At 39.7% G+C, this 22004-nt stretch carries 24 protein-coding genes; 20 read left to right on the forward strand and 4 right to left on the reverse strand.

From position 1 onward, the window contains the following. The first annotated feature begins 58 nt into the window (after window positions 1-58). The 6 genes from ATG70_RS19125 to ATG70_RS19150 all read left to right on the forward strand — a co-directional run bounded on the left by ATG70_RS19125 (window position 59) and on the right by ATG70_RS19150 (window position 8440). Window positions 59-2161, forward strand: coding sequence for a heavy metal translocating P-type ATPase (locus ATG70_RS19125; RefSeq protein ID WP_098446021.1), 2103 nt, complete (start codon window positions 59-61; stop codon window positions 2159-2161). Window positions 2162-2442: 281 nt separating this feature from the next. Then, the gene (locus ATG70_RS19130) at window positions 2443-4209 is read left to right on the forward strand and encodes a PTS mannitol-specific transporter subunit IIBC (protein WP_098446022.1); all 1767 of its coding nucleotides are present in this window, start codon (window positions 2443-2445) and stop codon (window positions 4207-4209) included. Window positions 4210-4236: 27 nt separating this feature from the next. Continuing rightward, the gene (locus tag ATG70_RS19135; RefSeq protein WP_179886346.1) at window positions 4237-6360 is read left to right on the forward strand and encodes a BglG family transcription antiterminator; all 2124 of its coding nucleotides are present in this window, start codon (window positions 4237-4239) and stop codon (window positions 6358-6360) included. A gap of 1 nt (window position 6361) precedes the next feature. Then, window positions 6362-6799, forward strand: a complete 438-nt coding sequence (locus ATG70_RS19140; RefSeq protein ID WP_098446024.1) for a PTS sugar transporter subunit IIA — start codon at window positions 6362-6364, stop codon at window positions 6797-6799. A gap of 2 nt (window positions 6800-6801) precedes the next feature. After that, a complete protein-coding gene (locus ATG70_RS19145; RefSeq protein ID WP_098446025.1) occupies window positions 6802-7953 on the forward strand; it encodes a mannitol-1-phosphate 5-dehydrogenase in 1152 nt (383 codons plus the stop codon). 157 nt (window positions 7954-8110) lie between these two features. Beyond that, window positions 8111-8440, forward strand: coding sequence for a DUF1516 family protein (locus tag ATG70_RS19150; protein WP_098446026.1), 330 nt, complete (start codon window positions 8111-8113; stop codon window positions 8438-8440). A 200-nt stretch (window positions 8441-8640) separates the two neighbouring features. Here ATG70_RS19150 and ATG70_RS19155 read toward each other — a convergent pair whose 3' ends face one another. After that, entirely contained in the window at window positions 8641-9153 is a 513-nt protein-coding gene (locus ATG70_RS19155) for an acyl-CoA thioesterase (protein ID WP_098446027.1), read from the reverse strand. A gap of 99 nt (window positions 9154-9252) precedes the next feature. Continuing rightward, window positions 9253-9987, reverse strand: coding sequence for an arylamine N-acetyltransferase family protein (locus ATG70_RS19160; protein WP_098446028.1), 735 nt, complete (start codon window positions 9985-9987; stop codon window positions 9253-9255). A 124-nt stretch (window positions 9988-10111) separates the two neighbouring features. On the opposite strand from ATG70_RS19160, the gene ATG70_RS19165 reads away from it, so the two are divergent. The 3 genes from ATG70_RS19165 (at window position 10112) to ATG70_RS19175 (ending at window position 11973) form a co-directional block, all read left to right on the forward strand. After that, window positions 10112-10876 carry a divergent polysaccharide deacetylase family protein gene (locus ATG70_RS19165; protein ID WP_373560794.1) on the forward strand — a complete coding sequence of 255 codons (765 nt, stop codon included), beginning with the start codon at window positions 10112-10114 and terminating at the stop codon, window positions 10874-10876. Window positions 10877-10949: 73 nt separating this feature from the next. Next, window positions 10950-11519, forward strand: a complete 570-nt coding sequence (locus ATG70_RS19170; RefSeq protein WP_179886347.1) for a biotin transporter BioY — start codon at window positions 10950-10952, stop codon at window positions 11517-11519. Between the two features lie 58 nt (window positions 11520-11577). Continuing rightward, complete coding sequence (locus ATG70_RS19175) at window positions 11578-11973, forward strand: DoxX family protein (protein WP_098446029.1); 396 nt, start codon at window positions 11578-11580, stop codon at window positions 11971-11973. Between the two features lie 111 nt (window positions 11974-12084). On the opposite strand, the gene ATG70_RS19180 is transcribed toward ATG70_RS19175, so the two are convergent. Continuing rightward, a complete protein-coding gene (locus ATG70_RS19180) occupies window positions 12085-12987 on the reverse strand; it encodes an aldo/keto reductase (RefSeq protein ID WP_098446031.1) in 903 nt (300 codons plus the stop codon). Between the two features lie 168 nt (window positions 12988-13155). Here ATG70_RS19180 and ATG70_RS22625 point away from each other — a divergent pair, with 168 nt between their 5' ends. The 6 genes from ATG70_RS22625 to ATG70_RS19205 all read left to right on the forward strand — a co-directional run bounded on the left by ATG70_RS22625 (window position 13156) and on the right by ATG70_RS19205 (window position 17282). After that, window positions 13156-13323: a hypothetical protein gene (locus ATG70_RS22625; protein ID WP_179886348.1), complete on the forward strand. Its 168-nt coding sequence runs from the start codon at window positions 13156-13158 to the stop codon at window positions 13321-13323. A gap of 298 nt (window positions 13324-13621) precedes the next feature. After that, on the forward strand, window positions 13622-14161 hold the full coding sequence (locus tag ATG70_RS19185) for a hypothetical protein (protein WP_098446033.1): 540 nt from the start codon (window positions 13622-13624) through the stop codon (window positions 14159-14161). Window positions 14162-14288: 127 nt separating this feature from the next. After that, the gene (locus ATG70_RS19190) at window positions 14289-15389 is read left to right on the forward strand and encodes a M24 family metallopeptidase (RefSeq protein ID WP_098446034.1); all 1101 of its coding nucleotides are present in this window, start codon (window positions 14289-14291) and stop codon (window positions 15387-15389) included. A gap of 134 nt (window positions 15390-15523) precedes the next feature. Next, window positions 15524-15961, forward strand: a complete 438-nt coding sequence (locus tag ATG70_RS19195) for a disulfide oxidoreductase (protein WP_098446035.1) — start codon at window positions 15524-15526, stop codon at window positions 15959-15961. Then, window positions 15958-16422: a thioredoxin family protein gene (locus ATG70_RS19200; RefSeq protein WP_098446036.1), complete on the forward strand. Its 465-nt coding sequence runs from the start codon at window positions 15958-15960 to the stop codon at window positions 16420-16422. The genes ATG70_RS19195 and ATG70_RS19200 overlap by 4 nt, the downstream gene beginning before the upstream one ends. A gap of 110 nt (window positions 16423-16532) precedes the next feature. Continuing rightward, window positions 16533-17282 carry an SDR family oxidoreductase gene (locus ATG70_RS19205; RefSeq protein ID WP_179886349.1) on the forward strand — a complete coding sequence of 250 codons (750 nt, stop codon included), beginning with the start codon at window positions 16533-16535 and terminating at the stop codon, window positions 17280-17282. A 56-nt stretch (window positions 17283-17338) separates the two neighbouring features. Here the strand turns inward: ATG70_RS19205 and ATG70_RS19210 are convergent, their stop codons facing one another. Then, complete coding sequence (locus ATG70_RS19210; protein ID WP_098446038.1) at window positions 17339-18553, reverse strand: DUF819 family protein; 1215 nt, start codon at window positions 18551-18553, stop codon at window positions 17339-17341. Window positions 18554-18727: 174 nt separating this feature from the next. Here ATG70_RS19210 and mscL point away from each other — a divergent pair, with 174 nt between their 5' ends. The 5 genes from mscL to ATG70_RS19235 all read left to right on the forward strand — a co-directional run bounded on the left by mscL (window position 18728) and on the right by ATG70_RS19235 (window position 22000). Continuing rightward, window positions 18728-19231, forward strand: coding sequence for a large conductance mechanosensitive channel protein MscL (gene mscL / locus ATG70_RS19215; protein ID WP_098446039.1), 504 nt, complete (start codon window positions 18728-18730; stop codon window positions 19229-19231). 95 nt (window positions 19232-19326) lie between these two features. Beyond that, a complete protein-coding gene (locus ATG70_RS19220) occupies window positions 19327-20031 on the forward strand; it encodes an alpha/beta hydrolase (protein ID WP_098446041.1) in 705 nt (234 codons plus the stop codon). Between the two features lie 74 nt (window positions 20032-20105). Then, the gene (locus ATG70_RS19225; RefSeq protein ID WP_098446042.1) at window positions 20106-20780 is read left to right on the forward strand and encodes a nucleotidyltransferase domain-containing protein; all 675 of its coding nucleotides are present in this window, start codon (window positions 20106-20108) and stop codon (window positions 20778-20780) included. A gap of 45 nt (window positions 20781-20825) precedes the next feature. Continuing rightward, window positions 20826-21155 carry a tRNA-binding protein gene (locus ATG70_RS19230; protein WP_098446043.1) on the forward strand — a complete coding sequence of 110 codons (330 nt, stop codon included), beginning with the start codon at window positions 20826-20828 and terminating at the stop codon, window positions 21153-21155. An 89-nt stretch (window positions 21156-21244) separates the two neighbouring features. Further along, window positions 21245-22000: a nucleotidyltransferase domain-containing protein gene (locus ATG70_RS19235; RefSeq protein ID WP_098446045.1), complete on the forward strand. Its 756-nt coding sequence runs from the start codon at window positions 21245-21247 to the stop codon at window positions 21998-22000. Window positions 22001-22004 lie beyond the last annotated feature (4 nt).

The raw sequence follows: 22004 nt of genomic DNA on the forward strand, positions 1-22004 counted from the left end.
ACACATGCTCATATATTGAATACAATAGATAAATGAACGAAGAAAGGAGTAAAACCCGATGGAAGAATATCGTCTTAAGGGCTTATCTTGTCCTAACTGTGCTGCTGGCATGGAGCAACAGATTCAAAAACTTGAGTACGGCGAATCAGCTCAAATTCAGTACAATTCAGGTAAACTAAAAGTAGATAAAAGAGTTAACATTGAACAGGTCGAGAAAATCCTTGATTCCGATCATGCTTCTATAATGAAGGAAGAAGAAGGACATACACACGCTCACGCTAGTATGAAGTGGCTCCTAGGCATTTCAACTGGTATCTTTCTATTCGCTCTGCTATTGGATTTCGTCACAGCTGTTCCAGCTGTTCCGTTTTATCTTACTGCGATTATCTTAAGCGGTTATCAAACGTTTATGAAAGGTCTTCGAAATTTAACGAAGTTAACATTTAATATTGAAACCTTAATGACGATTGCGTTAATCGGGGCTGTTTCCATTGGAGAGTGGAAAGAAGGAACGCTTGTTGCGATTTTGTTTGGATTGAATGAATACTTAGAAGGACTTGGCATGGAGAAGGCCAGGAAGTCGATGGAATCTCTTCTTCAAATCGCACCGAAAGAAGCGCTTCTTATCCGAGATGGAAAAGAAGAAGTTGTCTCAATTAACGACCTTAAAGTAGACGATCTTGTTCTCGTTCAATCTGGCGCTAAAATTCCTTCAGATGGGATTGTATCAGCTGGATATAGCTCAGTGAATGAAGCTGCGATCACAGGAGAAGCTATGCCGGTTGAAAAAGGTGTTGGTGAATCTGTTTTTGGCGGAAGCATTAATAATGAGGGCATTCTGCACGTGAAAATCTCAAAGGCCTATGAGGATTCTTCGCTCGCAAAAATTTTGCATTTAGTTGAAGAAGCTCAAGAAACGAAGACACCAACAGAGTTATTTATTAATCGTTTTTCAAGATTCTATACACCAATTATCATGGTCATCTCAGCCCTGGTTATGCTTGTTCCTCCGTTATTGTTTGGTGGGATTTGGGGTGACTGGTTTTATCAAGGACTTGCTGTATTGATTGTAGGTTGTCCTTGTGCTCTTATACTGTCATCACCTATTGCGAACATCTCCGGTATTACAAGGAATGCGCGTAACGGCATTCTTGTAAAAGGATCGGTTTATCTTGAGCAACTGGGTAAAATCGATACGCTAGCTTTTGATAAGACTGGGACACTTACAAAAGGATTCCCTTATGTTGAGACATATGAAAGCTATAGCGATGAGAAGTTTTTATCTGTAGCAGCAGCGGTCGAGAAGCATTCTTCTCATCCACTAGCCAAAGCAATTATGAAGAAAGTAGCTGATTTTCCTTATAGAGAATTCGAAGCAACCAATGTCGAAACGGTTTCAGGGCAAGGCATCATTGCAGAGGTTAATGGAAAGAGACATTGGGTGGGAAATGAAAAAAGCGTATGTCATGTTTCCATACCTGAGAATGTGCAGTCATCAATTGATGCGATGAAACGAGATGGGCTAACGCTTGTCATTGTAGCCGATGAAACAAAGATACTTGGTATGTTTGGTATTGCGGATGAAATTCGCGAAGAAAGCCAGTCTGTTATACGGGATTTGCATCAAGCAGGTATTAAGAATACGGTGATGTTAACAGGAGATCATGAGAAAACAGCTGAGAAAGTAGCAAACCGTGTTGGTGTTCGTTCTTATTTCGGTGGTCTTTTACCTGAAGACAAAGTCGCTAAAGTGAAAGAATTAACAGCGAAAGGCAAAGTAGCCATGATTGGTGACGGAATTAACGATGCACCGGCTCTTGCTTCAGCTGATCTTGGAATTGCAATGGGGAAAGGGACGGATAGCGCGATTGAAACAGCCGATATTGTATTGATGCAGGATCATCTCGGTAAGCTGCCAGAAGCGGTCTCGATTGCCAAGCGCGTGAATCGAACGATCCGAGTCAATATTGCACTAGCCCTTGGTTTGAAACTCATTGCCTTACTCCTTACTATTCCTGGACTATTGACGCTATGGATTGCAATATTGTCGGATATGGGTGCAACGATTCTTGTAACCTTGATTAGTTTAACGATTTTATGGGAGCGGAAAGAAAAAGAAAAGCCAACGATAAAGAAGGGAGCTGAACCCCAGCATTCGTAAAACCTCTGGTTGTCCAGAGGTTTTTCTTTATGAGTATTTTGGGAAATTCGCCTAAATTATAGAAAGTTAAAAGTGTTTATTTAATCATGTCAACAAGTGCTGCGCCGAATTCGCGTTTGGATTTCATTGTATATGACTCAAAACGCTCGTATGATAAGAACTACAGAAAGTCGCACTGGGATAAGGATCCTATATAAGCGTTCATATTAACTGATTCAAATAAGAAACGTACAAACAAAATGAAAACGCTTTTAACGTGCGCATGAAAAGGAGGAAATACGATGAGTGAACAGAACACAGAGAAATCTGGATTCAAAGTAAAAGTTCAGCGGTTCGGAAGTTACTTAAGCAGTATGATCATGCCGAATATTGGTGCGTTTATTGCTTGGGGGTTAATCACTGCTCTATTCATACCAGATGGTTATTTACCAAACGCAAGTCTAGCAGAATTAGTAGAACCAATGCTTTACTACCTATTGCCACTACTGATTGGATATACTGGAGGTAAAATTGTCTACGGCGGTCGTGGTGGAGTGGTCGGTGCAACAGCTACGATCGGTGTTATTGTAGGCGCGGACATTCCGATGTTCCTTGGAGCTATGGCAATGGGACCCCTTGGAGGATATTTAATTAAGAAATTTGACGAGGCCATTCATGGCAAGATTAAATCAGGTTTTGAAATGCTTGTTAATAATTTTTCAGCAGGAATTATCGGTGGAGCGTTAACAATTATTGCTTCAATAGCAATTGGACCAGTTGTATTGGGACTAAACAAAGCACTTGCTGCTGGTGTAGAAGCGATTATCGCTGCAGGTCTACTCCCTCTAGTAAGTATTCTAATTGAACCAGGTAAAGTACTCTTTTTAAATAATGCGATTAACCACGGGATTTTCACCCCACTTGGACTTGAACAGGTAGCGAATACAGGTAAATCGGTTCTCTTTTTGGTTGAATCCAATCCTGGTCCAGGTTTAGGGATTCTCCTTGCCTACTCGATTGTGGGTAAAGGGTCAGCAAAACAATCAGCACCAGGAGCTGCACTGATTCATTTCGTTGGGGGTATTCATGAAATTTACTTCCCTTACATTTTGATGAAGCCAGCACTTGTACTTGCTGCCATTCTTGGTGGAATGGGTGGTGTATTCACATTTACACTTCTAGATGCAGGACTGTTAGCAGCGGCTTCACCAGGTAGTATCGTCTCTCTTATGATTATGTCACCACGAGGCGGCTATCTAAGCGTTATTGCAGGTGTTCTTGTAGCAACAGCTATTTCTTTCTTAGTCTCATTCGTCATTCTAAAACGCTCAAAAGATAGCGGAGAAGATATTTCAGAAGCAACTGAAAAAATGGAAGCAATGAAAGGGAAGAAGAGTAGCGTATCGTCTAATCTAAAAACGAATGCGGAAGAGCCAAAAGTAGAAGCATCTTCTTATGGTAACATCGCTAAAGTAGTCTTTGCATGTGATGCTGGAATGGGATCAAGTGCAATGGGCGCATCCGTACTTCGTAACAAATTCAAAAAAGCTGGGTTAACAGACATTGAAGTAACGAATACATCGATTAGCAACCTGCCGAATGATGCTGACCTAGTCGTCACGCACCAGGATTTAACGGATCGTGCGAAGGATAAGCTTCCAGAAGCGAATCATATCTCGGTTAAAAACTTTATGAATAGTCCAAAATACGATGAGCTTGTTGCTGAGTTAACTTCCACAGGAGAAACGCCAGTAAAAGAAGAGACAAAACCAGAACAAGCAGAGCAGAAAGAAATTAATAAAGTAGTCTTTGCATGTGATGCTGGAATGGGATCAAGTGCAATGGGCGCATCGGTTCTACGTAATAAGTTCAAGAAAGCAGGACTTAAAGATATTGATGTGACAAATACGGCTATTAGTAACTTACCAGATGATGCCGATTTAATCATCACTCACCAGGACTTAACTGATCGAGCAAAAGCGAAACGCCCTGATGCTGAGCATATCTCAGTTGCAAACTTTATGAATAGCCCGAAATACGAAGAGCTTGTTGATAGACTAAAAAAATAGTTATAGCCAGAATTCGAGGTGAACCACGTGTTTATTTCAGCAAGGGAACGAAGTATTCTTCAGCTTCTATTAGATAGTGATGACTATTATACGGTCAAAGGGATTGCTCAAGAGCTTGAGGTAAGCGAACGAACGGTTCACCGTGACTTAGTCGGCGTAGAGGATATTCTCACTCAATATAATTTAACCTTACAAAAGAAAGCTGGAGTAGGCGTTCAACTTGATGGTCACGAATCTAGCCGAGCTGAGTTAAAAAGCTATCTAGTTGATCTAACCATTACAGAATATACGCAACAGGAAAGGGAGACGTTGATTCTATGCAAGCTATTGGAATCAGCTGACCCTATTAAGTTAGTTGGTCTAGCGAATGACTTGAAAGTAACAGTTGCTACTGTTAGTCATGATTTAGACAAAGCGGAAGAATGGCTTGAAAGAATGCAGCTTTCATTAATAAGAAGGCGGGGATATGGTGTGCAAGTTGAAGGGGCGGAAGCCTTGAAGAGACACGCCATGAGCTCTTTGCTTGCGCTTGAGTTTAATGATTCAGACTTTTTTACATTGTTAAAGAAGTCGATCCAAAATAAATCTCAAGAGAGTGTTCTCCAATCTGCTTCCGAACGATTGCTAGGTTTAGTTGATCGAACTAAGCTTTTGAAGGTTGAGACAATCGTTGATGATGTTAACAATGAGCTACCCTATATGATCGCTGACAGCGCATATATTGGTTTGATCGTCCATCTGACCCTCGCTGTTGAGCGTATTCAAAAGGGTGAAAAAATCGAGATAGATGAAGAATATTTAAGTACCCTAGTGAATACGAAAGAGTTTGGTTTTGCTAGAATAATCGGTACAAAACTTGAAGAATCTTTTAATGTCTTGATACCTGAAGCTGAAATTGGTTATATCACCATGCATTTACGCGGAGCGAAATTGAGAAATACCGGAGATTACTATTTGGAAGAAACGAATTATCCGATTCTCGTTAAAACAAAGGAGTTAATCCGCTATGTAGATCACCACCTCAATGCGGGTTTAGCAACGAATGAATCACTTTTAGAAGGATTAGTGACACACCTCGGTCCTGCTACCCATCGCGTTAGGCAGAACATGAATATCCATAATCCTTTACTTACAAAAATAAAAGCAGATTATGCTGACTTATTCCAACTGCTTGAAGAAGCGTTAAAAGAAACTTTTCCGGGGATACCCATTCCTGATGAAGAAGTTGGTTTTCTCGTTCTCCACTTTGGTTCAGCCCTTGAAGGTCGCTTTCAACATAACGAAGTGAATATTCTTGCCGTATGCTCAAGTGGTATCGGGACATCCAAAATGCTGGCTACTCGGTTAAAACAGGAGTTGCCAGAAATTCATACTATCAAAAGTGCTTCATTATTTGAATTGCAAGATGAAGATCGCGAAAGCTATGACCTAATTGTTTCAACTATTCCTCTTCCAGATTATGAAGGCGAGTATATTAGGGTGAATCCTTTTTTAACGGAGGAAGAGGCAACGCGCATTCGCTCGACACTACAAAAGAAGTCGATGATGAAAAAAAGAAGCACGGTAGAGAAACCTAAGAAGGACAAAGAATCTTTATTTATTTCAAAAGATGAAGCAAACATCTGGTTTCGTAAAGCTGGAATATATAGCACGACTGTATCTTCGGTAATAGAATTATTTCGAGTAAATCAATCTGAACACAAAGAGGTCGAGAAACTCTTAGAAGAAGAGTGTATGCGTCTAGAAAAACTTAATGCGATCAGCCATTCACTAGAAGTTAAAGAGGAGCTTCTGAAGCGTGAAGCCATAAGTGGAGTGGGTATTCCTGAGACTTCACTTGCATTGTTTCATACGCGGACACCTGAAGTTAAAAAACCAGTATTTACAATTGGTCGTTTGATGGCACCGATTCAGCGAAAGGCAATGGATGGTTCACTCATTGAAATAGATACTGTTCTTTTACAACTCGCACCAGAGGATTCACCTGTGGAAAGTATCGAGATCATGAGCTACATCAGTTCTCTAATTATTGAATCAAATGAAAGCATCGCGCTTTTCTCGGAGAGCAATCAAGAGTCTATAGGGTTATACCTTGCAAATAAAATGAAAAGTTATGTAGAAAAATTATTAGGATTTAAAGGAGACGATTGAAATGGCAAAAGAAATTCTATCAACTGAGAATGTATTACTAAACGAAACAGCTGCAACAAAAGAAGAGGCTATTCGTATGGCCGGTCAAATCCTTGTCGACAACGGTTATGTTGATGAAAGCTACCTTGAGCAAATGCAAGAACGTGAAAAAATTACAACGACATACATGGGCAACTCTGTTGCTATTCCTCACGGTACAGAGGACGCTAAGAAAGCAGTAAAGCATTCAGGGCTATCAATCATCCAGCTACGTGAGGGCGTTGATTTTGGAGGCGGGAATATTGCAAAGATTATCATTGGTATTGCTGGTAAGGATAATGAACACTTAGAAATCCTTTCTCAAATTGCGATTGTTTGTTCTGAAGAAGAAAATGTAGAAGAGTTGATTCAAGCGGATTCTAAAGAAACGTTAATCTCCATGTTTAACGAGGTGAATTAATCATGCTTGCCGTTCATTTTGGTGCTGGAAATATTGGAAGAGGCTTTATTGGAAAGCTTCTTTCTCAATCAGGGTATGAAGTATGCTTCGTAGATATCAATGAGACTGTGATTAATGAGCTTAATGAACGAAAGAGTTACACGGTTGAAATATTAGGTCAGGATAAGGAACAGATTGTTGTTGAAGGCGTTAGAGGTATTAACAGCCAACAAGATCCTAAAGCAGTGGTCGATGCAATCTATCAAGCTGACCTTGTTACGACCGCAGTTGGTCCAACCGTATTGAAATTGATTTCTTCAGTTATTGCAGAAGGCATTTCAAAACGTATTGCAGATGGAAAAGCTCCAGTAAATATTATTGCATGTGAGAATATGATCGGTGGCAGTACAATGCTTCGAAATGCTGTTGAAGAAAAGATGAATGAAGCGGATCGTAAAGTACTTGATCAGTACGCTGGTTTCCCAGATGCTGCAGTTGATCGCATTGTTCCGAATCAAACTAATGATGATCCGTTAATGGTTGCAGTTGAACCTTTCTATGAATGGGTCATCGATCAAACGATGATGGCTGGAGAGGTTCCTGATATCGCTGGTCTTACGTACGTTCAGGATCTTGCTCCTTACATTGAGCGGAAATTGTTCACAGTGAATACAGGACATGCCGTGACAGCTTACCTTGGTTATCAGGCAGGATATGAAACAATTAAAGAAGCACTAGACACAGAAGCTATCTATCATGATGTTAAGAAAGCTCTTGAAGAGTCTGGTGAATTACTTCAGCATAAGCATGGTTTTGAAAAAGAGGCGCATGCGGCTTACATTACGAAAATTCTTGGTCGTTTTCTAAATCCACATCTAGTGGATGAAGTAACTCGCGTTGGAAGAGCTCCAATTCGTAAAATTGGACCCGACGACCGTCTTGTTGGCCCAGCACGTCAGCTTGCGGAATTAAATAAAGAACCAAACTACCTTGCAAAAGGAATCGCAGCAGCTTTACGATTTGATCCCTTAGAAGATGAAGATGCAGTTAAGATTCAGAGCAAAATCAAGAATGAGGGTATTTCAAGTGCGATTACTGCTTTTACAGGAGTAAACGAGGGCGAGATTTTGTTTGATTTAATTAGCAAGTACTATAAAGAAATGTCAATCAGCTAATAGAATGGAGAAGCTCATATAGGGCTTCTCTTTTTTTGGTATATTTCGTATATTTTTGTTACGATTTTGCATTAGGACTTGTGCCAAACTCAATACAATTCTACTATTAGAGTATGACATGAGTCATATCCATTTTTTAATGGGAAGGGGAACACGAATGTTTAATATTTTATTACAGTCTCACTCAGGTTCATGGGCGATTCTTGTTTTGCTTTTAGTGATTAGTTATTTTGCACCTAAGCAAAAGATCTCGCTGATGATTCAACGCTTATTTTATCTGATTATGCTTGGTACAGGTATCGGAATGCTCTTTATTCTTGGTTTTCCACTGATCTATGTACTTAAAGGAATTCTGGCGATTGTGTTAATCGGTGTTATGGAAATGATTGTAGGAAGAAAGAAGCGTGGCGAATCAACAAAGATGCTTTGGATTGCGTGTATTGTTCTAATTTTAGTGATTATTTCAATCGGGTACAACTGGATTTAATACCAAAAAGCGACGTTCCGTTTACGGGACGTCGCTTTTTCTATCCTTGTCGAGGCTAATCGGGCCCCTCCGCTTTTGTTTCATCTAGCTACAGGACCCCAGTCCCTCGATCGCTTCACCATATGAAATGAACACAAAGGGCGTGTTCTTTTCATATGGTTCCAGCGCTTGTCGAGGCTAAACGGTCACTTTCGCTTTTGTTATTCCCAGGGTTTTTCTGTGGTTAGGAGGCCGGCTAGTTCTTTACTGGCTTGTCTGTGTTCTCTTCGCTTTTCTGCTCGTGCTGGTGCTGTTTCGTGTAGATTTTTTTCTTCTTCTGATTCTGGAATTACTTTTGGGACGGGAAGTGGTTTTTTATTTTCATCCAATGAGACAAAAGTAAGAAATGCTGTTGCTCCGATATGTCGCTCGCCTGATAAGAGATGCTCAGCAATGACTTTCACAAATACTTCCATAGAAGACTTTCCGGTGAATGTCACGTATGCTTCGAGGCAAACGGAATCGTCTGGTGTAATTGGGTGTAAGAAGTCAACAGAGTCTGTTGAGGCTGTTACAACTTCACTACGACAGTGGCGCATTGCTGCAATTGATGCTATATCATCAATGTCTCTCATCAGTTGGCCGCCAAATAAGGTGTTGTGGTTGTTGGTTGCTTCTGGGAATACGTGGCTTGTTTTTACTACACGTGATTCACGAATATATTTAGTTTCCATAGTTGTCTCTCCTTAGTATGCTTTTCTTGTAGTCTATCTTTACTATGCCCTTGATTGAGAGGTGAAAAACCTCTGTCTTTCGAAGAAGCGAAGAGGGTATCAAAAATAGCTGTTATATAGATGATTCCATTCATCGTCGTTTACGTCAAAGACATTTTTATGATGATGTTGAGTGATGACAAGTGAATCATCTGTAAGGGTAATCCGTCCATGGTTTGTCGCAATCGTCACTATTGTATGATTCGTAAATGGTGAATTTGGATGAGTTTGAACAAATGAGCTCAATGGTTCATATTCAGCCAACGTTCGAGGCGCGGTTGAGAAGCGTATTTGAGTTTTCCATGTGTCGTTGCCAACTGCTTGTTGAAGATCATACATATCGTTTGAACGATGAGCAATTCTATATCGATGAAACCCATCATCAACAATTTCACCCGAGAGAGGGATCGGCGTTTGACTCGAGTTTCCAAAGCCTACATCGGTTAAGTAAGTCTTTCCTTCGAATTCGACGAGGTTAGTTAAGTGTGTATTTTCTTTCCCCCAATTCTTTTCATCAATCGCGACAGTACCAGTAACCATAACTGTTGTAAATCCAATTTGAGTAAGAAGCCAGTTAAAGAGAGGATTTAGTTCAAAGCACAGTCCTCCGCGCTTGTTTTCAATAATTTTTGCATACATTTTCTCCAGATCCAACTCAATCCATCTTTTTTTTAAAATATCGAGGTTTTCAAAAGGAATTTGGTGCATGTGATTTCTCTGAAGTGATTGAAGAGAATGAAAATTAACCTGCATCTGCTTGATGTTAATTCGCTTAAGGTACTTCTCAATATTCATACAAAAACTCCTTTCTCTTCATTTTCTATTTTCGTGCAGAGCGGCTCATAACGCAATGAATTTACCTATGTAGTCATGAAGCATTTTCCTTAGGGAATAATAAAGTGAAAAAGGGTGTGAAAGTGTGAAGAAGTGGGTTTTATTTATGTTATTGGTTATGTACCTCCCAGCGCAGATAGGTGCAGAAGAGAATCGTGAGCTGGCTATCGTTATTGATGATTTTGGAAATGACATGGGTGGTACGGAAGAAATGCTACGACTTCCTGTAACATTAACCGTTGCGATTATGCCATTTCTTGAAACGACTGAAAAAGATGCGGAAGAAGCGCATAAGTTTGGACATGAAGTGATTGTGCATATTCCAATGGAGCCATTGAAAGGAAAGAAGAGCTGGCTTGGACCAGGAGCGATTACAACGGACTTATCTGATGATGAAATTGAGAAGCGGGTCATTGCTGCAATTGACGCTGTGCCTCATGCAGTTGGTATGAATCATCATATGGGGTCAAAAGCGACAGCTGATGAACGAGTGATGAAAATCGTTCTTGAAGCGTGTCGAGAAAAAGGTCTTTATTATTTAGATAGCAAAACGACAGGGAAAAGTGTCATTCCCGATCTTGCAGAAGAAATCGGTGTTCCTTATCTTGAAAATGAACTTTTTTTTGATGACGTCTATACAATTCAGCATATGAGTAAAAAGGCTCAAGAGCTTGCGGTAAAGCTTAAAGATGATCAGGCACATATTGCGATCGGACATGTGGGGATTGCCGGTGAAAAAATGGTTGCGGTTTTAAACGAGTTTATTCCTATGTATAAGAATGAAGCGGTGATTGTACCACTATCTCAAATGATCCCAGGGTTCGAAATGATTGATGAGAGTATGCCTTAATTATTCTTCCTAAACTTGTTTTTAAATGTTAACATAAATATTAGTTTAGTTAACATTTAAGAGGGGGAGAACGATGATAAAACAAAAAAAGCTTCGAATGACGATTATATGTGCCTTTTTTGTAGCAATTACAGCTATTCTTGCTCAAATGGAAATTCCATTACCACTTGTTCCAATCAGTGGGCAAACATTGGCTGTTGGCTTAACCGCAACGATTCTTGGTCGTAAGTATGGGGCGATTACTATGATTGGCTATGCAGCGATTGGGTCAATGGGTGTTCCAGTATTTGCACAAGCAAAAGGTGGATTAGGCGTATTATTGGGACCGACTGGTGGGTATATTTTTGCTTTCATTGTTGCAGCATATGTAACCGGTCTTATTCTTGAGAAGACATCATTTACATTAATGTATGCGATGATCGCGAACACTGTAGCAATGATTATTATCTTGTTGCTCGGGACAATTCAATTGAAATTCATTGTAGATTTAAGCTGGAAGGAAGCGATGATTTCAGGAGTTTATCCTTTCATTATTGTTGGTTTGATTAAAGCATTTCTTGCAAGTTGGTTAGGAATTACAATTCGTAGACGTCTTATTCAAGCAAGACTTTTACAACGTACAATGGGAACAATTCAATCGTAAAAATGATCCATAAGGATACCTCATTCGTTAGCTAGGAAACAAAAGTGAGGTGTCCACCGTGAAAGAACGAATAGAATGGGGCTTATTATGTGGTCGAATGATACTTGGAATAATTATGTTAGCTCATGGTATACAAAAACTAGGTGCGATGGAGAATACGATTGCGATGTTTGATAAGATTGGTCAAGCTGCAGTACTTGCATATGCAGCAGCGATTATTGAAGCAATTGGGGGAGCATTCCTGATTACTGGAATCTTTGTCATACCATCAGCGATCCTACTTGGATTAACGATGATTGGTGCTATTGTTCTGGCAAAGCTTCAAATGGGGCTTATTGGAGGTTATGAGTTCCCACTTTCTCTTCTTGGTATATCAGTGATTTTAGCTTTTACTGGTAGTCGAAAATTTGCGATATCTGAAGTTATCACGAAGAAAAGTAGAGTAACTCAATAGCGTTAAATAAACGTTTGTTTAATTTTATTAATTCAAAAAACGCCTTCTCAAATGAGAGGGCGTTTTAGTCTATTTAAGAAAAAAGGAATAGATCTCGAAAATCACTACTATTTATGGAATATCATGCCCCATTGAACTTGTAAGGATCTCGAACCACTGATCACGAGTTAATGAGTACGAGAGTGCATCAACTGCACTATCGATGCGCTCAGGCTTACCTGATCCCACGATTGGCATAATGTTTGCCGGATGGTTGAGGAGCCAAGCATATAGAACCTGATCCATTCCTTCAGCACCGATTTCAGAAGCGACTTTCTTAACCGTTTCGCGAAGACGTACGGCTTTTTCGTCATTCGAAGTGAATACATCCCCACCTGCAAGAGGAGACCAAGCCATTGGCTTCATTCGTTTTTCTTGACAGAGATTAAGGGTACCATCCTCAAAGTTCTCAAGGTTATAAGCAGAAAGCTCAAGCTGGTTTGTAATGAGAGGCTGCTCGACATACGATTGAAGCATGTTAAATTGGTGGTGTTTAAAGTTAGAAACGCCAAAATAACGAACTTTTCCTTCTTGTTTTAATGTAGAAAAGGCTTCAGCCACTTGTTCTGGGTCCATAAATGGATCCGGACGGTGGATGAGAAGAACATCAATATGATCAATACCAAGTGAGGTGAGCGATTGTTCAGCAGAAGTGATAATGTGCTCCTTACTTGTATTGTAATGATGTGATTGGTGAGCTGGTCTGTTTGGTGATTCAATCACAATTCCGCATTTTGTAACGATTTCCATTTGGTCACGTAAGGAAGGTTTCAGAGCGAGAGCTTTTCCGAAAAGCTCTTCACATTCGTAACTTCCATAAAGATCGGCATGATCGAAGGTAGTAATGCCACGCTCAAGGTTATGTTCAATGAGTGAAAGGGTTTCTTCACTCGTTTGATTCCAATCTGCCAGTCGCCAAAGACCATGAATAATACGAGAAAAAGATAAATCTTCTGTTAAATGAACACGTTGCATGGATAGTCCCCCTATTTTTTTATGTGCTTTTCTTATAATAGAGGAATTAAACCGCTTGCACAACTATTGAGTCTTCTATGAAATGTGCTTGATGTTAATGATAATGCTTCTCATTATCATTAAGCCGTGCTATAATGATAAAAACATTCAAAATAAGAGGTGGATAAAATGGTTGAAACGTTACAGATATCCATGTTTTTGTTCATTTTGCTCTTGTCTTTCACAGCATTTGCGCTAGTTTTGAGAGCAGAGGCGGTTAAAAGTGGATATGGACGTGATAAAAAATCAAGCGCATTTGAATCAACACCTTCGATTTCATTTAAGAAAAGTTATTGACTTTGTAATTGATAAAGATTATCATTATCATCATAGAAGAGAATAGACATGGTGTTCCCCGACACAAATTGTTCTATAGCATTCAAACAAAGCCAAAGAAGTTCCCCCTTCTCCAATTGTTTGATGATCGTAGCTGCCAACGCCGGCAGCTATTTTTATTTGCACAATTTTATAATTATACAAAGCCCTTATTATATCAGGCTTCAAAAGAAATTTTTATCCATTTATTCTCATTTACAAATTTGGATTTAGTGCTAAACTATTTTTTGGAAGTAAACATCAATAGGGGGTATGACATATGAAGAAGTTATTATCTGTTTTAAGTTTATCCATGCTTCTAATCGTAGCAGCGTGCGGTTCAAATACAAACAGTGAAAGTGAAACAAGTGGAGAAACAGAGCAAGCAGATACGAAAAGTGTTCTACTAGATTTTCAATCAGAAGTGGTGAGTGTTCTTAAGAAACATAATGACGCAATCGTCGCTTATGAATCAGCAAAATCTGCTTTTCATGACAGTGAAACACCTGAAGCAGACAAGCCTTCAACAGAAGAGCTTGAAGAGTTAAAAGGAAGTGCTATTGAAGCTAGTAAAGCAACAGTAGAAGGTATCAAAGGTCTATCTGTTCCAGCTGAACTAGACGACTCTAAAGAGGAAATTGAGAGTGCATTTGACGATTTAACACAAGCATATACCATTCGCGCAGAACAAGCGGACATTGCTGATCCTTCTGTACAGGAGAAGGCGTTAGAGCAATTTACGAAGTTTGAAGATAAAATGGGTAAGGTTTTTGAAGATACTGGTCTTATTAAGCCAAGTTTTGTGAAAGAGTTACAATAGATATGACAGGCCCCTGCATTTATTGCGGGGGTTTTTTGTGTGTAAATAAAGTGAACAGAATTCACTTATGATAAGCTAGGAGAGGGAAAGTAGAAAAAAGCTTAATTTATATAAAGGAAGTGTCACTATGAACACACGTTTATCAAAAATGACAGATTGGCTTATTGAACAAAATCAAGACTTTGCTTATATTCATTCATCTTCGAATGTCTTTTACCTATCTAGTTTTCAATGCGAACCACATGAACGGTTACTTGGTCTTTTTATCGTTCCTAACCAAGAACCATTCCTTGTAGTTCCAGGGATGGAAGTTTCCCAGGCGCGAGACGCAGGATGGGAATATGAGATCATCGGCTATAGCGATTCAGAAGATCCTTTTGACTTTATTCATGAGGCATTGAAAGAACGTGGTGTGCATCAACCAACTAGTGCTTCAATTGAGAAAGGAACGCTTGCCTATGAACGCGCTGAAGAATTGCAAACTCGCTATCCGAAACTTCAGTATCATTCAGCAGAGCTTGGTCTGAATCAATTTCGTCTTATTAAAGATGAGGAGGAAATTGAAGTATTGCGCGAAGCAGCAGCGCTTGCTGATTTCGGTGTAGAGACCGGGGTTAAGGCTTTACGCGAAGGCGTTACTGAAATGGAAGTACTCGCTACGATAGAATTTGAGTTGAAAAAGAAAGGTATTCGAGAGATGTCTTTTTCAACGATGGTTTTGTTTGGAGAGAAATCAGGTCAACCACATGGTAACCCTGGGGATCGTCAATTGAAAAAAGGTGACCTCGTTTTATTTGATCTTGGTGTTGTCCTTAACGGTTATTGCTCTGATATTACCCGGACAGTAGCATTCGGTGAAGTGAATGAGAAGCAAGAAGAAATCTATAATACGGTATTACGTGCCCAAATGGAATCACTTCATATCTCTAAGCCGGGAACTAGACTTGGCGATATTGATCTTGCAGCACGAAATGTGATTTCTAATGCAGGCTATGGTGATTATTTCCCACATCGAATCGGTCATGGCATCGGGATTGAAGTACACGAGTTTCCATCGATGAGTGAAAAAAACGATAGCTTGCTACAAGAAGGCATGACTTACACGATTGAGCCGGGCATCTACTTGCCAGACGTTGGTGGGGTAAGGATTGAAGATGATGTGCTTGTTACGGAGAATGGATATGAGACGTTAACGAAGTACCCGAAGGAATTACAAATTATTGAATAAGTGAAAAAGCCAGGGCCGACTCTGATAAGGAGTCGGCTTTGTAATCGTATTGTCACGTTTCATCTTTTTAAAAGTCGATTGCTGTGGTGTATAATGGAACTACATTTTGGTGTGAAAAGAAGAGAGGTACAGCTGTGAAACCTGAGCAAAAAAGTGAGTATCTGTTATTTGGCGCCTGGGCTACTTCAGTCCTTGCCCTTGCTGGAAGTTTGTATTTTTCTGAAGTAATGAAATATGAACCATGTGAGCTATGCTGGTATCAACGAATTCTTATGTATCCTTTAGTCATTTTCCTTGGAATTGCTATGATAAGAAAAGATGCGTCACAATGGTTATATGTCTTGCCGTTATCGTTCATTGGTGTATGTGTTTCTCTTTATCATTATTTGATTCAAAAAACATCTTTTTTTGCAGATTCAGCGCCCGCTTGTGGGAGAGTTCCGTGTACCGGAGAGTATATTAATTACGCCGGGTTTATCACGATTCCGTTTCTAGCACTCATTGCTTTTCTTTCGATTACGATGATCATGTTGTTGTTAAATAAGCAGACAAAAAAGGAGAAAAACGTATGAAGAAAGCCATTATTTTTCTTGGTATCATTATCGTATTATTTGGAGCACTCGCATTTGTTACAAATTTAAGCAATAGCGAAAAAGCAGAGGGAAATCCTTACGGGAAAGACTCACTAGATCCTGCAACGATCGATCAGCTCGATGATCCGCTTTACCAAAATCAAATTCTTCCTGATGAGCTCGAAAAAAAACTTTCTAACGAAGATGATGCATTTGTCTATTTCTATAGCCCAACTTGCATTCATTGTAAAAACACCTCTCCGATACTTGTGCCACTCGCAGAAGATATGGATATTGACCTAAAGAAGTACAATGTTCTCGAATTTGAACAAGGTTGGAATGACTATCAAATTGAATCAACGCCAACCCTTGTCCGATTTAAAGATGGGAAAGAAGTCGATCGCATTGTTGGCACTCAAACAGAAGAAACGTTCAAACAATGGATTGAACAAAATAAGTAACAAGCGAAAGCACCTGGATCAGGTGCTTTTTTGTTTGGGCACATCCGAATGTTTATAGGTGTTTCAATCGGGAACTAGAGTGGTGTAGATAACATGAAAGGTGGATTATCATGAGTCATATTATTGGGAAAGTCGTTATTATTACTGGAGCAAGTAGCGGAATCGGCGAAGCAACAGCAAAAAAACTTGCAGGCGACGGAGCGAAGGTAGTCCTTGCAGCTCGACGTGAGGATCGGCTTGAAGAACTGAAGAAAGAAATTACAAATAGCGGCGGAGAAGCGATTATCCAAAAAACGGATGTTACTTCGAGAGAGCAAATGCAGGCTCTAGCTGATAAAACAATTGAACAGTATGGGCAAATCGACGTTATTATCAATAATGCTGGATTGATGCCTTTATCCTTCTTAAATAAACTTAAGATTGATGAATGGGATAAAATGGTCGATGTTAACATAAAGGGCGTACTTTACGGTATTGCTGGCGTTCTTCCTCATATGGAAGAAAGAAAATCAGGCCATATCATTAATGTTTCTTCTGTCGCCGGTCACGAAATTATGCCAGCCGGTGCAGTGTATTGCGGTACGAAATTTGCAGTAAGAGCCATTACAGAAGGACTACGAAAAGAAATGTCTCCTTCTACAAATATCCGAGCGACAATCATTTCACCAGGGGCAGTTGCAACAGAATTAACGAATACAATTACTGATGAAGATGTACAAGAGAAGTTAAACAATCGTGGTCCAAATGGTCTCGATCCACTCGATCCCCAAGCGATTGCAGATGCAATTTATTACGCTGTTGGACAACCTGACAGTGTTTCCATTAACGAAGTCCTTGTTCGCCCTACTTCACAAGGATAAAGATATAGAAAAATCCGTCCCCCTAGAGGAGGACGGATTTTTCTTTGTAAAAGAAGCTAAAACATTGTGGCGACCATCTTAGCCAATTGAGCACAGAGAACAGCTGCATAGCTACCAACAACGTTACCTACAATTCCCATCAATAGCCCAACCGGAGCAAGTGAGGGTTGAAAGACGGAAGCGACGATTGGAGCTGAGCTTGTTCCACCTATATTTCCTTGTGATCCAACGGCTACAAAGAAAAGTGGCGCACGCAGTAATCGTGCTGCAATAAAAATAACAAGAATATGAATACTAAGCCATACGATACCCATCAGTACATATTGGGGAGAATCGACTACATATGCAAGATCGGCTCTAGCCCCAATTGTTGCGAGCAAAAGGTATATGGCAGTATAGCCGACTTTACTAGCTCCATATCCCTCTAACTTTTTAACAGGGGTGAAAGAGAACAGAATACCGATAGCTGAAATAATCATAACGGTCCATGTAGTTGTAGAAAGAACGGCCGTTTGTGGAAGGTTCTCAGAAATTTTCAATACGATGTAAGAGACACCAAAGGCAAGTCCAAGTAAGCCTAATAGCTGGGGAACTTGAATAGGACGTTCATTCTTACGTTGAATATCATTCATTTCTTTATTCACGCTTTGAATAACTGAGTCATCTGCTTTGTTCCATTTATTAAATTTATCTTGGAATCCTGCAAGGAAAATCATAATTCCCATCCAGCTATAACCAACAACCGTATCGACAACGATAATGGGGGATAATATTTCTTTTGGTGTTCCGACTGCTTCGATCATTGCTGCCATGTTCGCTGAGCCACCAATCCAGCTTCCTGCTAGAGCAGCAACACCTGTCCAAGCATTCTCTGGCAACCATGGTTGGAAAATGGCAAGAGCAATCGGCCCACCGATAATGACACCAATCGTACCAGCAAGGAACATGAGTAGTGCTTTTGGTCCTAATCGAAGTGTAGCTGGAACATTAGCTGATAACAGTAACAGCAATAATCCGACAGGAAGGATATACGTTGATACAAATCCATATAAACTTGACTCTTGCGGAATAATAGCAAAGGTCGTTGAGAGCATTGGAATAAAGTATGTCCAAATTAACGGAGGTGCGTAATGGAAAATCTTTTGCATAACGGCGTTTTTTGACTCTCCAAGCATAAAGATAAATCCAACGACAACCGTTAGATAGACAAATACAGCCATCGGATCCTCAATTAAGGGATTAGCCTTTGACCAGGCTAGGGCAAATGTCATGATTGTTCACTCCTTGATGTTAGACTATAGTCGCAAAGAAACATTATATCATCTATCAGGCTTGTGACGCTTTTATAAAAAATTATAGAAAAATTACAACCATTAAAAAAATTCATAGCTTGTATGAATGACGCATACATATTGTGTAGAGTGAGGTTAAAGGAGTGAATTCCCATCGGTCTATTAAATGAATTCCGCCATTTTGCTATTAGAGGAAATGCAGCTGATATGGGGATAGGTATTGTTCTCGGTGCAGCATTTAGCAGTTTTATCGATTCACTCGTTTCGGATATTATTCTTCCGCCAGTCGGTCTGGTTTTAGCACAAATCAATTTTGCAGATTTGTATATTAGTTTGAATGGACATTACTATCCTTCCCTCTCCGATGCGAAAGAAGCGGGAGCCGCAACAATTAATTATGGTGTGTTTTTAACGACCTCCATCCGCTTTTTAATCATTTTTTTCTCTGTCTTTCTAGTTGTTCGACAACTAAATAGATGGCGCAAACCTGGACAGGACCCAATAAATTCAATGACTCGAAAGGAATGTCCGTACTGTTGTACACCCATCCCTTCTAAAGCGGTGATTTGCCCCAATTGCTCAACATCGCTTCAAGAAGAAAGAAAAGCTTCTTTAGCAATTCACTATGGCAAAGGATCAAAAGCTTCAAAGCGTTAAAAACGGATTGGATAAGAGCACAATAACCGGTTAACTTTTTTCTCCTGGTGGTATTATAAAAAGTAAACTTTAGGAGGAAAGGTGAGGGAACGAATATGGTCGGTTGTTTGCTCATACATGGATTTACTGGTGCACCTTATGAAGTGGAGCCGCTGGCAGAATATTTTCGAAGTCATACAAATTGGGTCGTTTCATCTCCAACGCTTCCAGGGCATGGTGAACAAGATTCGCTTCGCGGTATTACTTTCCAGCAATGGATTGATACGGCTGAATATCATCTCCAACACTTACTAGAGCAATGCGATACCGTATACGTTATAGGTTTTTCTATGGGCGGCGTTCTAGCTGGTTATTTGGCGACAAAGTATCAAGTGAATAAGTTAGTTTTATTAAGCGCAGCGCTTCAATATATTCATCCCATTCAAATGGTTAAAGACATTGGAGGGATGGTAACGGACCTATGTAGAGGACAACTATTCAAAAACGAATTGTTTATTCGTTATAGTCGAAAGGTGAGAAGTACACCATTTGTTGCTTCGCTAGAATTTCGTAAGCTGGTGCAACATCTTAAGCCTTCGTTTGAATCTGTTTTCACTCCTACGATGATTCTTCAAGGAAAACTGGATGGTCTCGTTCCTTATAAAACGGCAGATGCGATATACAACCTCATCGGTTCAGAAGAGAAACAGGTTAGGGTGATGGAGAATTCAAAGCATCTTATCTGTCATGGGGCAGATCGTAATGAGGTAATTGATTCCGTTTATCGATTTTTAACAAGTGAATTTAATGAAAATAAATAAGTAGAAAAGAACGACGGACCGGCTTCGTCCTTGCAAGCTTTTTCTAAGGGTCTCGGTGAAAAGGAGAAAATGAGATGCGACATGTACTAATCACTCCACTAATGATTGAAAAATATGCAAAACGTCTTGTTGATCGATTGAAAAATCCATTGTTAAAGGGCGTTGTGATTACTGGAAGCTTTGCACGAGGAGAAGCGGGTCCATATTCCGATTTGGATATTTGGTGCTTTTATAACGAACCACTGATAAAATCACCTTCTTTGCCAGAATTAATGGGTATTTCTCTAGATATGAGAGAAGTATGTTTGAAAGATTTTAGAGATGTAGCTAATGGTTCGAAAGAATATGTAGCACCGTGTTTTGAGCAATTGAAGATTTACGGAGAGACACCATTTGTCCTACCTTCAAGAAATGAGATAAAGAGTGGTCTAATGACATTATTGCTCTCTATTGACAGTCGAATAAAACAGTTTGTTTCTCCAATCAACTCTTATGAATTACTAAACGATCTTATGTACATACTTCGCATTGAACGTTTTTTCGCCACTTCTCAATATCCATTAACACTTTCAGAACTCTATTCGATGCAAATAGAGGCGAGCGATCGCTTCCTTGTTGAGCTTTATTCGGCCTTTTTATTTGGTCATAATCATCAGCAACGAACGGAAGAAGAAATCAGATTTGCTGTGCAGCAATTTGTTCAGAAACGCTTAAGCAGGAATACGCTCATGGAACGAGAATCTGATTAAGAGTAGATAAATGCTCCTGAAGAAGTAAAAGGCTGGGTGAACAGAATGGCAACGTTTGATGATTTTATGAAGCTTGATATTCGAGTAGGCGAGATTATTGAAGTCAACGATTTTAAAAAGGCGAAAAAGCCAGCTTATCAACTAAAAGTTGATCTTGGTGAGGAAATTGGTATAAAGAAGTCCAGTGCACAAATCAAGGATCTTTATGAGGTTGAAGATTTAATTGGTAAACAAGTGATGGCGGTCGTAAACTTTCCTCCACGGCAAATTGCTGATTTTATGTCAGAAATACTGGTTCTTGGTATATATGGGGAAAAAGGTGTTGTTTTGATACAGCCTGATCAAAAAGTAAAGAATGGCGATAAGCTAGGATAAGGAGTGTGCTTTAGCACTCTTTTTTGTTGTTCATCAGCCTTTTTTCGCTAGGTAATGATCGATTTTGATGAAGGATTGGAGTTGGAGAATTGAAACAGGAAGAAGCAGTAAGAGTCATAACAGATCATCTTAAAGAGGAACCACTCGTAAAAGCGGTGTTTCTTAAAGGATCAATGGGACGGGACGAGCATGATGAGAATTCAGATATTGATCTTTATTGCCTCGTTGATGAGGGAGATGTGGAGGCTTTCCTAAAGAAACGAAAAAGCTATTTAGAAGCCTATAGGAGTCTTCTTTTCTATGATGAAATCTTTATTATTGCGCCACAAGTGATTGCCGTGTTTGATAATTTGTTGCACCTTGATTTGTTTACAGTAACTGCTGAAACGTTAATTGAAAAAGATTTTTGCAGAGTACTTTACGATCCACATCGATGTCTAAGTCATTTTAACGAACAGTTAACCTTATCGAAACAAGAGTTTATTGATCATGTTGATGATACGGCATTCTTCTTATTTCAATATGAAAAGTCCAGAAGAAGAGGGAATGACATTTGGTCGGTTCACTTGTTGAATCAAGTCATGGTTCACTATTCACGAGTCGTTCTCCACCATTACCATCCTGAGAGAGCGCAGCTTGGATTAAAAGCGCTCCACAAAACACTTGAAGAAGTGAATCTTGAAAAAACGAATGAAATTTTTCAGCATATGACGACACACGAGCATGAAAAAGCAGTACGATTGATAAGAAATTGGCTCAAAGAAGAAGAGGACTGGATACAAAATCAGCTTCAAGGAAAAACGTACAGTAGTGCATTTCTTAAACGGATGATTGAATTAAATTAATTGA

This window comes from Bacillus sp. es.036, assembly GCF_002563635.1.
In the GTDB taxonomy this organism is placed as follows: domain Bacteria; phylum Bacillota; class Bacilli; order Bacillales; family Guptibacillaceae; genus Guptibacillus.

Bases quoted from the DNA above. Each gene is read 5' to 3' on its own strand.
- ATG70_RS19145 (WP_098446025.1), top strand. From the start codon at position 6,802: ATGCTTGCCGTTCATTTTGGTGCTGGAAATATTGGAAGAGGCTTTATT.
- ATG70_RS19190 (WP_098446034.1), top strand. From the start codon at position 14,289: ATGAACACACGTTTATCAAAAATGACAGATTGGCTTATTGAACAAAAT.
- ATG70_RS22625 (WP_179886348.1), top strand. From the start codon at position 13,156: ATGGTTGAAACGTTACAGATATCCATGTTTTTGTTCATTTTGCTCTTG.
- ATG70_RS19150 (WP_098446026.1), top strand. From the start codon at position 8,111: ATGTTTAATATTTTATTACAGTCTCACTCAGGTTCATGGGCGATTCTT.
- ATG70_RS19170 (WP_179886347.1), top strand. From the start codon at position 10,950: ATGATAAAACAAAAAAAGCTTCGAATGACGATTATATGTGCCTTTTTT.
- ATG70_RS19180 (WP_098446031.1), bottom strand. From the start codon at position 12,987: ATGCAACGTGTTCATTTAACAGAAGATTTATCTTTTTCTCGTATTATT.
- ATG70_RS19160 (WP_098446028.1), bottom strand. From the start codon at position 9,987: ATGAATATTGAGAAGTACCTTAAGCGAATTAACATCAAGCAGATGCAG.
- ATG70_RS19230 (WP_098446043.1), top strand. From the start codon at position 20,826: ATGGCAACGTTTGATGATTTTATGAAGCTTGATATTCGAGTAGGCGAG.
- ATG70_RS19155 (WP_098446027.1), bottom strand. From the start codon at position 9,153: ATGGAAACTAAATATATTCGTGAATCACGTGTAGTAAAAACAAGCCAC.
- ATG70_RS19210 (WP_098446038.1), bottom strand. From the start codon at position 18,553: ATGACATTTGCCCTAGCCTGGTCAAAGGCTAATCCCTTAATTGAGGAT.
- ATG70_RS19220 (WP_098446041.1), top strand. From the start codon at position 19,327: ATGGTCGGTTGTTTGCTCATACATGGATTTACTGGTGCACCTTATGAA.
- ATG70_RS19225 (WP_098446042.1), top strand. From the start codon at position 20,106: ATGCGACATGTACTAATCACTCCACTAATGATTGAAAAATATGCAAAA.
- ATG70_RS19185 (WP_098446033.1), top strand. From the start codon at position 13,622: ATGAAGAAGTTATTATCTGTTTTAAGTTTATCCATGCTTCTAATCGTA.
- ATG70_RS19205 (WP_179886349.1), top strand. From the start codon at position 16,533: ATGAGTCATATTATTGGGAAAGTCGTTATTATTACTGGAGCAAGTAGC.
- ATG70_RS19200 (WP_098446036.1), top strand. From the start codon at position 15,958: ATGAAGAAAGCCATTATTTTTCTTGGTATCATTATCGTATTATTTGGA.
- ATG70_RS19130 (WP_098446022.1), top strand. From the start codon at position 2,443: ATGAGTGAACAGAACACAGAGAAATCTGGATTCAAAGTAAAAGTTCAG.
- ATG70_RS19125 (WP_098446021.1), top strand. From the start codon at position 59: ATGGAAGAATATCGTCTTAAGGGCTTATCTTGTCCTAACTGTGCTGCT.
- ATG70_RS19140 (WP_098446024.1), top strand. From the start codon at position 6,362: ATGGCAAAAGAAATTCTATCAACTGAGAATGTATTACTAAACGAAACA.